The following is a 16,284-nucleotide window of genomic DNA, read 5'->3' on the forward strand; positions in this document are numbered from 1 at the left end:
TTTTGGAAACAACAATAGTAAAAGCATATGGTGCAACAGCATCAACAGAAGATTTAAAACCGTTAGATATAGAACGTAGGGCAGTAGGTATAGACGATGTAAAAATCGATATTACCTTCTGTGGGGTATGTCATACCGATATACATACCGTGAGAAACGATTGGAAAGGCTCTACTTATCCTGTAGTTCCTGGACACGAAATAATTGGTCGTGTTTTAGAAGTAGGTTCTGGTGTAAGTACATATAAAATAGGAGATTTAGTAGGCGTAGGGTGTTTGGTAGATTCTTGCCAAACATGTGCACCTTGCGAACAGAATTTAGAACAGTTTTGTGAAAACGGAGCAACATGGACTTATAACAGCCCAGACAAACATCTTGAAGGATTACAGACCTATGGTGGGTATTCAACATCTGTTGTGGTCGATGAAAAATTTGTACTTCGTATTCCAGAAAATTTAGACGAGGCTGCTACAGCACCTCTATTATGTGCTGGTGTTACAACATGGTCGCCGTTAAGTCACTGGAAAGTAAAAAAAGGAGATAAAGTTGGTGTTATTGGTTTAGGAGGGTTAGGCCATATGGGGGTTAAATTTGCTGCTGCATTAGGTGCTCACGTGGTTATGATTACAACTTCTCCAGAAAAAGGACATGATGCTAAAAGATTAGGTGCTCATGAAGTGTTAGTGTCTAAAGATGCAGACGATATGAAAAAGCATCAAGGAAGTTTCGACTTTATTTTAAATACTATTCCTGTAGGTCACGAAATGGATCCGTATTTAGCATTGCTTAAAATTGATGCTACAATGGTATTAGTAGGAGCTGTAGAGCCTTTAAAGCCTTTCCACGGTGGAAGTATAATTATGGGACGTAAACGTATTGCGGGTTCTCTAATTGGTGGTATTAAAGAAACACAAGAGATGTTAGATTTCTGTGGGGAACATAATATTACAAGTGATATTGAACTGATTGACATACAGGATATTAATGGTGCTTACGAGCGTGTTATTAAAAACGATGTGAAGTATAGATTTGTAATTGATATGAAATCGCTGAAATAAAAGTGTCTTTTTTAAGTGTAATAAAAGCAGCAACTAAAGATATTAGATTGCTGCTTTTTTTGTTTTAAGGATAGCGATAGTATTAAAACTATAATCAAACGGATTAAAGTTGAGTACTCATATTTCGCAACTTTGCTCAAAAAAAAATTGGCCATTATTATCTACAAGTAATATCACCTAATTTACGTTTAAAGGACTTTTATAAACTACAAAAAAAGTATGTCTTAAGTTCAAGACGCATGAGCAATAAACAGGTGATATAAACGACTTGAAGTTGTAGACTAATTACAATTTTAAAAAATTAGACTTGGCGCAAAAAAACAATCAATTTGATTTAAATCTTTATGAAAAAAAATTCTCTTTTTATTACATTATTTTTAATAGTCGCACAATTTTATGGACAAACCTATACCCGTGAAGAAGTTAATACCTATTATAAGGAAGACCCAACATTCACCATTCATAAAGATAATTACATTATTACGGGGGTTCCAACAAATACGACTATCAATTCTGAAACAGCAGATATTAAGTATCAAATTAGTTTTAAGCAATTAGTAAGTCGTAAAGCATTACCGTGGGATACACATTTGTATTTAACATATACCCAAAAAGCATTTTGGAATATCTACGAATTTTCTAGTCCGTTTGAGGATTTAAATTTTAATCCATCGGTAGGATTAAGTAAAGTAGTTTACGATAAAGAAGATCGCGTAAAAGGCCTAGCCTCTCTTATGTTAAACCATAATTCTAATGGGAGGGATAGTATATATTCTAGAAGTTGGAACAGTTTAAATGTAAAATATTCTACAGCGGTAAGTCCTAAAAGTTTATTAAGTATAGAAGTTTGGGCTCCTTTTCTCTATGAAGAAGCAAACCCGGGTTTATTAGATTATATAGGCTTAGGTGAAATTACCTTTTCTCATGATATTAAACCTGATAAACTTAGTTATGAGATTGCAATAAAAAAAGGATTGCAATGGAATTGGAATGGTTCCGTACGATCTCGTTTATATTATAATCCGTTTAAATCTAAAAACCAATATTTCATGCTCGAGTGGTTTGTAGGTTATGCAGAAAGTCTTCTGGATTATAATATGTTTACAAGCATGGTTAGAGTTGGTTTTGTTATTAAAACTAATGAATTAGACTTTTTAAAACCTAGAGTCAAATAATTTAAAAAAAAACGGATCCACTTATAACTTAATAATGGATCCGTTTTTTAGTGTAATTAAGAATTGCTTTTATTCATCCTTAGTATTTTCAATATCGAGTTCTAGATTTTCGTTATGATCACTACCTAAGCTATAATGTTTATTTTCTTCATCACGTGGTGGTTTTCCATTTGTTAAAGGTCTTGCAGGACTAGCTCCAGGAATGTCTAAATTTTCGGCAGCGAAATCGGGTTCGTTTTTACGCTTTTTCAGAAGTTCGTCGTCGCCATTATCTTGTCTTAAATTTCCAGATTTATCACCAAGAATGTTTTTATCTTCTTTAGTAATTTCAGAATTATACGGTAATTTTTTATCTTCTTTTTTCATAATATTTTAATTTTTACTGTTAACATAAAAAGCATGAATTACACCCGGTAACCACGCTAAAAGAGTAAGTATTATACTTATTAATAATGCTGAACCAATCCCATGTTTTAAAAACACAGCCAAGGGCGGTAAAAGGATATTTAATATAATTGTGAGTAATGACATAGTTGTAATTTTTATATATTCAAATTTAAAATTTACACATGTTGTTGATTAGCTTAAAACAATAAATTATTGACGCTTTTAGTGAATAAGAAACGTTTTTTATCACATTTAATGGCTTTTTGAGTACAATCTATGTCTTTTTAGAAATGACTTAAGTTTTGCTGTTTTTTATTTTAATCTAAATCATCACAGTAAATTTTTAACAGTGTTTAGAGCCCTTTAAAATGTATATATTTGTTAAAAATTTTATAATTCTATATGGCGAATACAAGTGAAAAGAAAAAAGGATTAGGAACTTTTTCAACATTATCCATTGGTATAGGAGGTATGGTTGGTGGTGGTATTTTTGCTGTTACAGGTTTGTCAATAGAAATTGCAAAAGGTAGCGCACCCATTGCATTTGCCATTGCAGGACTAGTTGCTTTACTAACGGGATATTCTTATTTGCGTTTAACGCTTAAGTATCCAGGTGAAGGTGGCACGGTATCATTTCTTAATAAAGGTTTTGGAACGGGTACTTTTACAGGCGGATTAAATATTTTACTTTTATTTAGTTATGTTGTATTAGTCTCTGTTTATGCCTATGCTTTTGGAGGTTATGCTTCAAGTTTTTTTCCGGCAGCCGATCAAGAGTTTTGGCGATATGCTCTAACTACAGGAGTTATACTTTTACTATTATTTGTGAATGCTTTTGGTGGTAAAAGTGTTATGCGTTCAGAAAATGTTTTTAATGCTGTAAAGATGATTATCTTATTAGGATTTATTATAGCAGGTTTAACCATGGACGCCGATTGGACTAGAATTGAACCACAAAATTACGTATCACCATTGGGTATGATCTCAGGAGCGATGCTTATTTTTTTAAATTATGAAGGTTTCGAATTAATAGCCAACGCATCCGGAGAAGTAGCCAATCCTAAGAAAACATTACCTATTGCTTATATAGGCGGTATTCTAATTGCGATGACGTTCTATCTATTTATTGTTTCTGTTGTTATAGGTCATCTTAATTTTTCTGAAATAGCAAAAAATAGTGATAATTCATTATCTGTAGCTGCAGAGAAAATGTTGGGTAGGTCTGGATTTATTGCTGTTGCGATTGCTGCTATTTTGGCAACAAGTTCTGCAATTAATGCAACCTTTTATAGTACGGGTAAACTCACCTATATTATTGCTCAAAGTGGAGAATTGCCTACCAAAATGGAAGGTTCTTTTAGAGGTCAACACCTTGTCGGTACTATTATAACGGCTGGATTAGCAATTATAGTTGCTAATTTTGTTCCTTTAGAAGCAATAGCCACAATGGGTAGTGCAGGGTTCTTACTAATTTTTATGATGGTGAATATTGCCAATGTACGCTTAGCTAAGGAAACCGGAAGCAAAAAATGGCTTTCTGCTTTAGCGGCATTAATGACGGCTGTAGCCTTTGTTATTCTTTGTATAAAAGTGGATGAAAATCCTGCAACTAAAAATCATTTATGGATTTTAGCGGGTATGGTTATCATGTCCTTTCTAATCGAGAAAATTTATAGAAATTGGATTAAGAAGGGAATAAAGGAATAAAAATAAATAAACAAATCGTGCTAGATTGAATCTGTCATAGCACCTTTTATTTTTTATCGTCTATATAGAATAGCTGTTATTTGCAATCTAAAAATAGCATATTTTTGCATTTTTTAATTAACACAGATATAAGTGATTTCAGATATAAAAAAGTATTGGTTTAAAACAGGTGTCCTTCATGAGTTTGAAGTCGTAAACTTAGGGGAACTTTATGCCAAATCTTTTGATGATTTAACTGTGCCGCATAGAACAGAATTCTATCAGATTATATGGTTTAAGAAAGGAAGTCCTAAACATATGGTAGATTTTAATCCTGTAGAAATAATGCCAAACTCCATCTTATTTGTAGATAAAAATAGCGTGCAGTGTTTTGATGGTACCGAACTTATAGATGGCGAGGTTCTTTTATTTAGCGATAATTTCTTTTGTAAAACAGAAATTGATACTAAGTTTTTAAGAAGCTGTATGCTATTTAACGATTTGCATGCTATTTCTAATATTGAAGTTAGTAATGGTTTGACAAAAATTTTCAATAGCTTTTTTCAGCTTATAAAAACAGAGTTAAAAACGAATACAAACAACTATCAGTCTGATATCCTTAGAAATTATCTTCAGAATTTATTGCTAATATCGGAAAGGGAACGGGAGAATAAAAAATCTACAAAAATAAATAAAGGGCCAGATTTAGAGATTGTTATTAAGTTTAGGGATTTATTAGACAGACAATTTCATGTGCTAAAATCGGTTAGTAAATATTGCATGCAGTTAAGCGTTACAGAAAAACGTTTAAATGCAGCAACTTTAAAAATAATGGCCATCACACCAAAACAAATGATAGATTCTAGAATTATATTAGAAGCCAAACGTTTGTTAGCGCATACTACAGATAGTGTAAAAGAAATTGCATATACACTTGGTTTCGAAGAGCCTACAAATTTTGTTAAGTATTTTAAAAAACATCAATTGGTTACACCTTTAGAATTCAGAAACAGGTTTAAATAGATTTTTTGAAAATGGCGTAAAATTACCATTTTTAGATGCTTTTGTATCATTTAAAATAAGGCTTCTTACAAGACATTTGCACTTTAATATAACAACAAAAAAGAATCAAATTTAGTGAAATGAAATTGTTAATAGATGTATTAGGGTGGTCAGGTTCTGGCTTCTTAGTTCTAGCATATGGACTAACCCTTATAGAAAACAATAAGTACGTAAACTACTCTAAGTACTTAAATCTTTTTGGAGCAATAATAATAGCTATTAATTGCTATTACTACAACGCTTTACCATCTTTTGTGGCTAATTTAATTTGGAGTGTCATGGCCACTTTAACCTTATATAAAGAAAAAAGTAGGGAACGTTATTTTATGAAACCTAAACTTAAATTATAAGGTTTTAATCGGAAGAAAATTACCATGTAACGGCTTTTTTTTATCATTATATAGATGAAAAAATACAGGCATAATGTTTACTTCTCCTAAATAAAATTAAACTTGTTTTATTACCTTAAAAGGTTGTCGTAAGGCAACCTTTTTGTGTTTAGTAAAAATCTTAAAAAGATGACATTTCGGAAAATTGGCAATGGGGTAATGGGTATTAGGTTTATTAACTCCGGGATTTATATTTCAAAACATGTTATAAAATAATTAGAATGTAATGCTTTTTAGTGTTTAAAAGCCAGTTCAGCAGCTTTAGGTGTATCGTGTATAAATCCCGTCACACCTTGATCTGCCCATAACATAATCTCTTGGTTTGGCATAGCTCCAACCGTCATCCAAACGGGAATATGCTGCTGTAAAACTTCAGAGATTAAATCGGGTTGTTCCTTTAAATAGTTTGGCCATATGCGGATAGCATCGGCTTGAGATGTTATAAATGTGTCTATATATTCAGGCCCAGGAACAAAGCCTAAAACCTTAATATGCGTATTCAGGGTTTTACAAGTTTTTAAATCTTTTAATGAGCGCACGCCAATAAACACCCGCGATGTCATCTGGTAGTATTCTAAAAGGGTGTATAAAGTGGTGTAATCTAAATCGTCACCCGCTTTTATATCGAGCAGTAAATTGATTGTTCCAGATTGTAATATAATCAAAGCCTCTTCTAATGTCGGTATATATTGATTATAACCTAGATCCATTTGTTGTAATTCTGCTAGGGTGTATTCCGATAGTTTACCGTTTACTCCCGTCATACGTAACAATGACTTATCATGAAATAACACCATTTGCTTGTCTTTAGTCAGTTGAATATCGGTTTCAATCATAGCGACATGTTCTGCTATGCAATGCTGAAAAGCCATTAAGCTGTTTTCAGGAATACCTGGTAAAAAACCACCGCGATGCCCAATAAAAATAGGATCTGTGGGCTGTGCGGTACTAAGACTAAAACTGAGAAGGAATAAAAAGGCTAGGAGGAATTTCATAAAGATGAAGTCGAATGTTTTTATAAAAATAAGCCTACAAATTAAGGCTCTACATATGACTTAAACGTTAAGAAAAGGAACGTTTAGTTTAAGGATGATAGCATTCGGATTAAAAATACCGTGAGCCACTTGTGAGAACCTGAACTAAATTCAGGATGAGGACATAAAGCAATATGTATATAATTACGCTATGGTGCTTGAGCGGAGTCGAAAGCTTTTTTAAGGATATCTCGACTGCGCTCGATAACCATTCATGTTCAAGTATAAAGTATAAAAAGCATCTAGATATAAGATTAATGCAAACACATATATTTACGTTATGGTGCTTGAGCGGAGTCGAAAGCTTTCTTAAGGATATCTCGACTGCGCTCGATAACCATTCATGTTCAGGTGTATAGGAAAAAAGTATTTAGATATTAGATTAATTCAAATACATATATTTACGCTATGGTGCTTGAGCGGAGTCGAAAGCTTTCTTAAGGATATCTCGACTGCGCTTGGTAACCATTCATGTTCAAGTACAAAGCATAAAAGCATTTAGATATTAGATTAATGCAAACACATATATTTACGTTATGGTGCTTGAGCGGAGTCGAAAGCTTTCTTAAGGATATCTCGACTGCGCTCGATAACCATTCATGTTCAAGTGTAAAGCATCTAGATATAAGATTAATTCAAACACATATATTTACGTTATGGTGCTTGAGCGGAGTCGAAAGCTTTCTTAATGATATCTCGACTGCGCTCGATAACCATTCATGTTCAAGTGTATAGGAAAAAAGTATTTAGATATTAGATTAATTCAAACACATATATTTACGCTATGGTGCTTGAGCGGAGTCGAAAGCTTTCTTAAGGATATCTCGACTGCGCTTGTTAACCATTGATGTTCAAGTATACAGCATATAAGTGTTTAGATATAAGATTAATGCAAACACATATATTTTATGTTATGGTGCTTGAGCGGAGTCGAAAGCTTTTTTAAGGATATCTCGACTGCGCTCGATAACCATTCATGTTCAAGTATAAAGCATAAAAGTGGTTAGATTTTAGAACGCTGTGTTGTTATTTAAAGAATCCAGATTTTAACCTTTGGTTGTTGAATTTACTTTGTGTGACGCTGAACTAAATTCAGGTTGACGTTTCGATGAATGTGCCGTCATACTGAACTTGTTTCAGTATCACATAAAGAGTATAACAATAACATAAGGAAATCACCTTGTAAATATATTGATTGACATAACGTGAGCCACTTGTGAGAACCTGAAACGAGTTCAGGTTGACGCTTCGATGAAAGTACCGTTCATGCTGAACTCCATTGAATCTTCTATTTCAGTATTACATAACGAGCATCACAGCAACATAAGATTTTTTAAATAACAGTCGTTACGTAAATAGGATATAAACCAAAATCAGGTTATTAAACTAGGCCTCATTAAATTTTGGTTAAAACAATAGGAGCATAGAGCTGTTATATTTTAGGTGTTTAGTAATACATATAATTAAAATTTAAGGTCATAAAATAACTTCAAAAGATTGTAAAGTAGTTACAATGTTTCCTAAAATATAGCGAATGATCCGTGATTGTTTCCAAAAGTTAATGCAGCCTTGATTTTTTTGGTTCATTTTTTCATCAAGGAAAAAAGAACAATAAATAATAGATATCTTCAGGTTTACGCTTCTAGAATTTATCCGTCATACTGAATTTATTTCAGTATCACATCACATATTTTAAAGTTATAAATATGTATTAAAAGGCGTTAGCCACTTGTGAGAACCTGAACTTAATTCAGGTTGACGCTTCGATGAATGCGAACGTTGTAAAAAAACAACCTCTACATCACCAAAGGTCCTAAAACCTCCCAAACCGTATTAGCCACAAGTTTATGGCCTTCAATATTCGGGTGAATGCCATCACGCTGATTAAGCTCTGGATTACCTCCAACAGCTTCTAAAATAAACGGAATAAACGAAATATTGTTATCTGCTGCCAAGTCAATAAAAAGCTGTTTAAAATCGGTGGTGTACTCAGTTCCCATATTTGGTGGTAATTGCATACCGGCAAGAACGATTTTAGTATCCGGACTTTTAGCTTTTACTACATCTATAATGGCCTGCAAATTAGCACGGGTTTCCGTAATGGGCACACCACGTAGCCCATCATTAGCACCTAATTCTAATAAAAATACAGTAGGTGTTTGCTTTATCACCCAATCAATTCTACTTTTTCCTCCAGCACTCGTTTCACCACTCACACCAGAATTTATCACGGTATAATCAATGTTTAGAGCATCTATAGTATCTTGTAAGATTCCTGGATACGCATCGTTTGTATCATCTAAACCGTAACCTGCGGTAATACTATCTCCGAAACATAAAATTGTTTTGCTTTTAGTTTCAGGCGTTTCTGCTTGTTCTGTTTGATTTTCAGAAGCTTGCGTTTCAGTCGTTTGTTTTGCTTTTCCATCACCACAAGAATAGAGTAGAAGCGCCAAAATAAAATAACAAAACTTTAAGAGTTTCTGGAAGCGTAAAACCGGTTGATTTGATTGCAATTGTTTATTTTGAGCCTCGCACATAAATAGTGATTTAAATTAAAAGATTAGATGTCAAAGATATTAAAGATAACTGGGTTAGAAAAGACTTATACCAGCGGTAACAAACAATTAACGGTATTACACGACATCTCGTTTGATGTAGAGCAAGGCCAAATATTTTCTATTGTTGGACCTTCGGGAAGTGGAAAAACAACCTTATTAGGCTTGTGCGCTGGTTTGGATCAAGCAAATGCAGGAACAGTGGAGTTATGCGGACAAGATTTAGCGGCGTTGAATGAAGATGAGCGTGCACAATTACGGAATAAAGAGGTGGGGTTTATATTTCAGAATTTTCAATTATTGCCAACCTTAACAGCGCTTGAAAATGTTAGTGTGCCTTTAGAACTGCAAGGGGCAAAGAACGCGACTGAAAAAAGTTTAGAGTTATTAGAAAAAGTAGGTTTGGGTGGGCGTGTTCATCATTATCCATCTCAGCTTTCTGGTGGAGAACAGCAACGAGTGGCTTTAGCGCGTGCCTTTGCAAATAGGCCATCGATATTGTTTGCCGATGAGCCAACTGGGAATTTAGATGAAGAAACCGGAGAAAAGGTCATTCAGTTACTCTTTGAGCTAAATAAAGAAAACGGCACCACTTTGGTGATTATTACGCACGATTTAGAGTTAGCCAATCGTACGCAACACATCTTAAAACTAAAAGGCGGAAAAATAATTACGAACCAATCGACTACAGCACTTTAATGAATTCCAATACGACAAAAAACATAAAATTAGATTGGCTTTTTAAAATGGCTTGGCGAGATGCCAAAGCGAGTAAAGTCCGTTTGCTACTGTTTATGGCATCTATTATTTTAGGAATTGCTGCGGTAGTTTCTATTCAATTGTTCAGTTCTAATTTACAAGATAATTTAAAGAGTCAGTCTAAAACCTTAATGGGGGCCGATTATATAATCGACTCTAAACAAGAACCTACAGTACGTGCTTTAGCGATTATAGATTCCTTAAAACCGGAAGCTTCCGAAGTGAATTTTGTGTCTATGATTGTGTTTCCTAAAAACGGCGGCACCAAATTAGTTAAGGTTCAGGGTATTGAAGGTGACTTTCCGTTTTATGGAAAAATAGACGCCGAACCTATCTCTGCAGTAGATAGTTATCAGTCTTTAGGTGGAGCATTGGTTGATGCGACTTTAATGTTGCAATTTAATGTAAAACCAGGCGATTCTATAAAAATTGGTGAACTCACCTTACCGATTTCTGGGGCATTAAAATCTATGCCAGGGAATTCGGCTATTTCAAGTTCTGTGGCACCACCGGTTATAATTCCACGTCAGTTTGTAGAAGCAACGAAGCTATTACAATTTGGAAGCCGGAAAGAATACCAATACTACTATAAGGTTTCAGATACGGTAAATTTACAACGATTGGAAAACAAACTGGAACCGATGCTGGATCTAGAAAATGCCGATTTAGACACACATACCAGTACGTCTAGACGTTTAGGTAAGCGTTATGATAATGTGGGCAATTTCTTAAATCTGGCTGCTTTTATAGCCTTATTATTGGGGTGTATTGGTATTGCGAGTTCGGTACATATTTATATTAAAGAGAAGCTAAAAGCCATTGCGGTTTTAAAATGTATGGGGGCGTCTAGACTCCAAAGCTTCCTTATTTTCCTTATTCAAATTGCAGGAATTGGTATCCTTGGTGGTGCTATTGGTGCATTAATAGGAGTGGGGCTGCAGTTGGTATTTCCGTATCTACTACAAGATTTTTTACCCTTTACCTTAGAGATTAGTATTTCGGCTATTCCTATTTTAATAGGCATACTACTCGGTTTGTTTATGTCCGTTTTATTTGCACTCTTACCATTGCTTCGCACCTGGTTTGTATCGCCTTTAGATGTATTACGAGTGAGTGAAGATGGGGCTCAAGAACCACGAATCGTACGTTTTTCAGTATTCGCTGCCATTATAATATTCCTGTTCTTATTTTCATTGTGGCTCATTAAAGATGCGGTATTTGCCTTAGGTTTTGTGGGGGCAACCATGATAACATTTGCACTTTTAGCGGGGGTGGCGATAGGTTGTATTCAGCTTATAAAACGCTATTTCCCGAAACACTGGAGTTTTACAGCACGACAAAGTTTACTGAATCTATTCAGACCAAATAATCAAACCGTAGTCTTAGTAATTGCCATTGGTTTGGGGACGTTTTTAATAAGTACGTTATACTTTACTAAAGACATTTTATTAGCTAAAACCGAAGTCGGTAGTCAGTCCGAGAATGCGAATATTATTATCCTAGATGTGCAACCGGCACAACGTGAGGCGATTTCTCAGCGTATTACATCCAGAGATTTACCTGTACTTAGTGATATTCCGTTGGTGACTATGCGTATGCAAAACATTAATGGCAGATCGGTAAATGAAATTCGTCAAGACAGTACACGACAAATTCGCGGTTGGGTATTAAGTCATGAATTTAGAACCACTTATCGCGATACCTTATTAGATTCTGAGGAGATTATAGCAGGCGAGTGGACACCCAGATTAAAACCTGGAGATCCCGTGGTGGTTTCTATTTCAGATAATTTGGCGGAAGATGCAAAATTAGATGTTGGAGATCCTGTAGTGTTTAATGTGCAAGGTGTACTTATGGAAACGACGGTGGGGAGTATTAGACAAGTTGATTGGTCTCAGGTACAGCTTAATTTCACGGTTGTATTTCCTGCAGGTATTTTAGAAGATGCGCCACAGTTTAACGTACTAACCACTTTGGTGCCCGACGAAGCCAGTTCGGCTGCCTTACAGCAAGATTTAGTTAGCAGTTTCCCGAATGTATCTATTATTGATTTAAGACAAGTATTTTCGCTTGTAGAAGACATTTTAGATAAGGTCTCTTGGGTGATTAATTTTATGGCCTTCTTCAGTATGTTTACTGGAATTATTGTGTTAATTGGATCGATTAGAACCAGTAAATATCAGCGTATTAAAGAAAATGTATTATTGCGAACTTTAGGCGCTAAGAACAAACAGATTTTACAAATCTCAGCCTTCGAATATCTCTTCTTAGGACTTTTAGGAAGTTTAGTCGGAATTATTTTGGCCTTAGCAAGTAGCTTGTGTTTGGCACTCTTAGTCTTTAAAGAACCGTTTGTACCATCGGCAATTCCGTTTCTTGTTTTTGTGCCAGGAATAACACTGTTGGTGTTAGTTATTGGTTTAAGTAATATACAATCGGTACTAAAAAGCTCGCCTTTAGAGGTGTTGCGTAAAGAAGCGTAATTTTAATTTGTATTGAAATAAGAAAAAGGTGTTATAATCATGTTAGATTTATAACACCTTTTTTAATATATATATATGTTTTAACTAATAAAACGAAACCTATGCTTCTCCAATAGAATCGATAGCGGTATCGTTTCCAAAGCCTTTTGGATTGTTTCCTCATTTATTAGGGCCAACTTCACTATCTGTAGCTAAAAGAACGATTAACCAAATCCATCCAAGTATAGGAATAAAATAAAAGGAACCATCCACTTTAAACAACATCATGTAATCGACTTACAGAAACGGCTATACCCGGTATTATAACAGCTAAAGAATATAACCCAGAAATTCAGCTTAAAATAAAAAGGAGATGATCAATGGAGTTCAGGTTACGTTTTCATGAATAAGCCGTCATACTGAACTCGTTTAATTCCGTTGAATCTTCGATTTCAGTATTACATAAAGTGCATCACAGTAAAATAATGTTATTGGATTACAAATCTGTATTTATATAACGTTAGTTATCAATGAGAACCTGAAATTAAAGATTCATGAGTTACTAGGTTTTAAAACTATCATTATTTAAAATGCATAATGGGTTAAACAAATCATTGTTATAGTAATTTATTCCTTCACTATGCTGTCCATACAGGTTTATAAAAGATATATGTAACATATATCTTATATTTGAGCTATATAGCACATATGTGTTATATATAATTGTTATGTGGCATATTAGGGCTATTCATCAAAATTAAAGCAAAAGCCAATGTTTAATCTATTCAAGAAGAAAGAAAAAATAGAAAATCCGGTTGAAATTACAATCAGCGGAATAAATCCTCAAACGGAAAATGAATTCCTTTTTTACAATTTTGTGGAGTTTCAATTCGCACCTCATTTGGAAAAGTGGTATCGACAAGCTAAATCAAACGGAATAGTATTTAAAACACAATACGAAAATGCAATTCTTGAAAAAATGAAAACTGGCGAGTTCAAAAATCCACATAATTTTCCAGAATATTTTGAAAACAAATTTGACTTTATAGCAATCGATTTTGAGACTGCTAATAAAAATAGAGTTAGTGCTTGCGCTTTAGGTTTAGTATTTATAAAAAATGACCGAATTGCATATCAAACAAGTTTTCACATCAAACCACCAAATGGCGAAAATTTCGAATCAAGAAACATAGAAATTCACCGAATAACAGCGGAAGATGTTGATTATGCAATGACCTTTGATGAACTTTGGGAATTAGAATTATCAAATTACTTTAATGATAGTTTAGTAATATTCCATAACGCAAGTATGGATTTGAGTGTACTAAAAAACTTATTTGCACATTACTCAATAACCAATTATGACATTGAATATTTGGATACAATGCGAATTGCGGAAAAATTGGGGATTCCGAAAAAACTTGAGGAACTAACTACAAGATTTGACGTTGAATTTGAAAATAATCACGACCCAGAAAAAGATGCGAAAGCTTGTGCAATGATTTTTGGCGAATTAATTGAACAATATCCAAACTATAAAGAACTTATAGGAAATCTAAATCATAACGAACAGAAACAAAAAATAGAGCGTAAACAAGAAAGCGCAGAAATAAAGAACGAAAATCTCGATATTATTCAAACCTATTCTATGACAAAAGAAGAAGTTGAGAAAATAGAAATTCAAGGAAAAGGTTTTGTATTCACGGGAGACATAACAACGGATAGAAATGTTGCTAAAGACTTTATTGTAGATAATGGCGGAGTGATTAAATCAGGAGTTACAAGCAAAGTCGATTTTGTAATTATTGGGTCGGATTTTGGGTGGTCGAAAATTCAAAAAGTCCAGAATTTAAACGAAAATAAAAACTGTCAAATTAAGATATTGAGCAATCGGAATTTTGAGCAACTTTGCGAAAAATACGCCACATAACAACGTATATAGCTCATAGCTAGGCAGTTGCTTAATCGAAGTTAAGGTGTATTTTCGGGTCCGCCAAATTTTTAAATTTGGCTTATTAGTAAAAAAAGATAATAAGAAAAATTTAAAAATTTGGCTCGTGCTTCATCCGAAACTAATTGTTTAATTTGCACGCTACGAGCCATATACAGAGACGTTAGATAATATTAGATAAAATGAAACCTGAAACTGATTTTTTTAAAGCTTATTACTCTAGACAAAAAGATTATTTTGTGGAAGAAAATATTTTTAGTGCTGAGAATTACTGGACTGAAGTGTTAAAACCCAGCAACATAAAAGACCATCATTTTATTGAAATAGAAGAGAGACTTAAATGCACATTACCAGAAGCATTTAAAAATTTATACAAAGCTCACTACTCTGTAAATCTCTACGATATTATGGTAACCGTAGGTTATGTTTTTGCAATCCCTGGATCATTTGGCACTGTACTTAAGCTTAGTGATATTGAAAAAATGTGTGAGATTGATGATTATGACATCAATGCTATTTCACTTATTGGAAACCCTGAAGGAGCAAATTTAAAGTATTTAAAACAGTATCTGTTTGAAGAAAACTTAATATCATATCCCAAATTATTGGAACAAGGATTAATTCCTTTTGGAATTGTTAATCATGAATGGCACATCTGTCTTGACACAAAGCAAGATAAAGTTAATCCCCCAATTGTTCTTTATTCAATCTCCTTTGCTACAGAATCTAAGGAAGCAACATCAACCAAAAATTGGTTTTCTAATTTTTCATCTTTTATCAACTGCTTAACAGATTATTTAGAGACTGGAAATACTGAAAACTTCGATAAAATAGACCCTGATAATAACTATAAAATCATATACAATTTCTGGGATCTCTAGAAAAACATTATCTAACAATAGCTAATAAAGCATAGTCTTGCCGCAGGCGCAACACAAGCCTACGGCTTCATAGCAAGACCGTTGGGTGCAAGCAAAAAAAACCATCTTCTGAAATCATTATTAGAAAATAGAATCAATGCATTTGTAGTTGACTATCTGATTATGGGAATAATCGGATTTCTGATTGTTGCTCTGACTGATAATCTATTCCTAGCAATGATGATTGTCTATCCAATCGCAATGAATAAGGACTTTCTAAATGGAAAAAGTATCGGAAAAAGACTTTTCGGAATTCAAGTTCAAAATCTGAATAACGAAAAAACGTCTGAATGGAAAAGCTCTTTGCGGAATTTTTTGCCAATTATCCCAATCGATTTGATGTTTACATTTGTTAGTCCATCACGTAGAATTGGAGATCGAATTGCGGAAACTAAAATCGGAATTGAAACGGAATTAAATTTAAAAACATTAAGTTCGGAATTGAATAAATATCGAATCAATAAAGAGCTGATTTTCGGAATAGTTTTCGGAATTGCCAATATTTACGGACTTCTATGGTTATATGGAATTATATTATCGTGAATAGAAAAACCAGCTCACAACACCATATAAAAATAATTGCAGTTTAGTGCTAAAACAAAGGGTTCTTACACAAAACCATTAGCGGTTATTGAAAAAACACCTCGCCAAATTGACAAATGACGTAAAGATGACATATGAATAATACATCAAACGATATTGATTTATTTTATTTTTGTCCAATAGCGTCCTAAACGTTTAAAAAAAGAGAAAGGAAATTTTGTTCCGCAAAGTTACCTTTGTGGTGCACCACAAAAACCCTTTCTCCGATGATAAATATAACATTGTTTTCTCAAATAATTT

Annotated in this window: 14 protein-coding genes; 10 read left to right on the forward strand and 4 right to left on the reverse strand. The window is 33.8% G+C overall.

Annotated features, from left to right (window positions below):
- Positions 1-2: 2 nt before the first annotated feature.
- Positions 3-1,058 (forward strand): NAD(P)-dependent alcohol dehydrogenase, encoded by a 1,056-nt coding sequence (locus R6X41_RS06955; protein ID WP_318498728.1) that lies wholly within the window; start codon positions 3-5, stop codon positions 1,056-1,058.
- A 344-nt stretch (positions 1,059-1,402) separates the two neighbouring features.
- Positions 1,403-2,233 (forward strand): phospholipase A, encoded by an 831-nt coding sequence (locus tag R6X41_RS06960; RefSeq protein ID WP_318498729.1) that lies wholly within the window; start codon positions 1,403-1,405, stop codon positions 2,231-2,233.
- Positions 2,234-2,302: 69 nt separating this feature from the next.
- Here the strand turns inward: R6X41_RS06960 and R6X41_RS06965 are convergent, their stop codons facing one another.
- Both R6X41_RS06965 and R6X41_RS06970 read right to left on the reverse strand, forming a co-directional pair.
- A complete protein-coding gene (locus R6X41_RS06965) occupies positions 2,303-2,599 on the reverse strand; it encodes a hypothetical protein (protein WP_318498731.1) in 297 nt (98 codons plus the stop codon).
- Between the two features lie 6 nt (positions 2,600-2,605).
- Entirely contained in the window at positions 2,606-2,764 is a 159-nt protein-coding gene (locus R6X41_RS06970) for a YqaE/Pmp3 family membrane protein (protein ID WP_318498733.1), read from the reverse strand.
- 258 nt (positions 2,765-3,022) lie between these two features.
- On the opposite strand from R6X41_RS06970, the gene R6X41_RS06975 reads away from it, so the two are divergent.
- The 3 genes from R6X41_RS06975 (at position 3,023) to R6X41_RS06985 (ending at position 5,718) form a co-directional block, all read left to right on the forward strand.
- Complete coding sequence (locus R6X41_RS06975) at positions 3,023-4,327, forward strand: APC family permease (RefSeq protein WP_318498734.1); 1,305 nt, start codon at positions 3,023-3,025, stop codon at positions 4,325-4,327.
- Positions 4,328-4,459: 132 nt separating this feature from the next.
- Entirely contained in the window at positions 4,460-5,329 is an 870-nt protein-coding gene (locus tag R6X41_RS06980) for a helix-turn-helix domain-containing protein (protein WP_318498736.1), read from the forward strand.
- A 119-nt stretch (positions 5,330-5,448) separates the two neighbouring features.
- Positions 5,449-5,718: a CBU_0592 family membrane protein gene (locus R6X41_RS06985; protein ID WP_318498738.1), complete on the forward strand. Its 270-nt coding sequence runs from the start codon at positions 5,449-5,451 to the stop codon at positions 5,716-5,718.
- A gap of 272 nt (positions 5,719-5,990) precedes the next feature.
- On the opposite strand, the gene R6X41_RS06990 is transcribed toward R6X41_RS06985, so the two are convergent.
- Positions 5,991-6,752 (reverse strand): glycerophosphodiester phosphodiesterase, encoded by a 762-nt coding sequence (locus R6X41_RS06990; RefSeq protein WP_318498740.1) that lies wholly within the window; start codon positions 6,750-6,752, stop codon positions 5,991-5,993.
- Positions 6,753-8,587: 1,835 nt separating this feature from the next.
- Positions 8,588-9,331 (reverse strand): arylesterase, encoded by a 744-nt coding sequence (locus tag R6X41_RS06995; RefSeq protein ID WP_318498741.1) that lies wholly within the window; start codon positions 9,329-9,331, stop codon positions 8,588-8,590.
- Between the two features lie 27 nt (positions 9,332-9,358).
- On the opposite strand from R6X41_RS06995, the gene R6X41_RS07000 reads away from it, so the two are divergent.
- The 5 genes from R6X41_RS07000 to R6X41_RS07020 all read left to right on the forward strand — a co-directional run bounded on the left by R6X41_RS07000 (position 9,359) and on the right by R6X41_RS07020 (position 15,984).
- The gene (locus R6X41_RS07000) at positions 9,359-10,048 is read left to right on the forward strand and encodes an ABC transporter ATP-binding protein (protein WP_318498743.1); all 690 of its coding nucleotides are present in this window, start codon (positions 9,359-9,361) and stop codon (positions 10,046-10,048) included.
- A 47-nt stretch (positions 10,049-10,095) separates the two neighbouring features.
- Positions 10,096-12,591, forward strand: a complete 2,496-nt coding sequence (locus R6X41_RS07005; RefSeq protein WP_318498752.1) for an ABC transporter permease — start codon at positions 10,096-10,098, stop codon at positions 12,589-12,591.
- A gap of 751 nt (positions 12,592-13,342) precedes the next feature.
- Complete coding sequence (locus R6X41_RS07010; RefSeq protein WP_318498745.1) at positions 13,343-14,500, forward strand: exonuclease domain-containing protein; 1,158 nt, start codon at positions 13,343-13,345, stop codon at positions 14,498-14,500.
- Positions 14,501-14,703: 203 nt separating this feature from the next.
- Entirely contained in the window at positions 14,704-15,402 is a 699-nt protein-coding gene (locus R6X41_RS07015) for an SMI1/KNR4 family protein (RefSeq protein ID WP_318498747.1), read from the forward strand.
- A gap of 81 nt (positions 15,403-15,483) precedes the next feature.
- Entirely contained in the window at positions 15,484-15,984 is a 501-nt protein-coding gene (locus R6X41_RS07020) for an RDD family protein (protein WP_318498748.1), read from the forward strand.
- Positions 15,985-16,284: the final 300 nt, after the last annotated feature.

Source organism: Formosa sejongensis (assembly GCF_033447105.1).
Classification (GTDB): domain Bacteria; phylum Bacteroidota; class Bacteroidia; order Flavobacteriales; family Flavobacteriaceae; genus Formosa.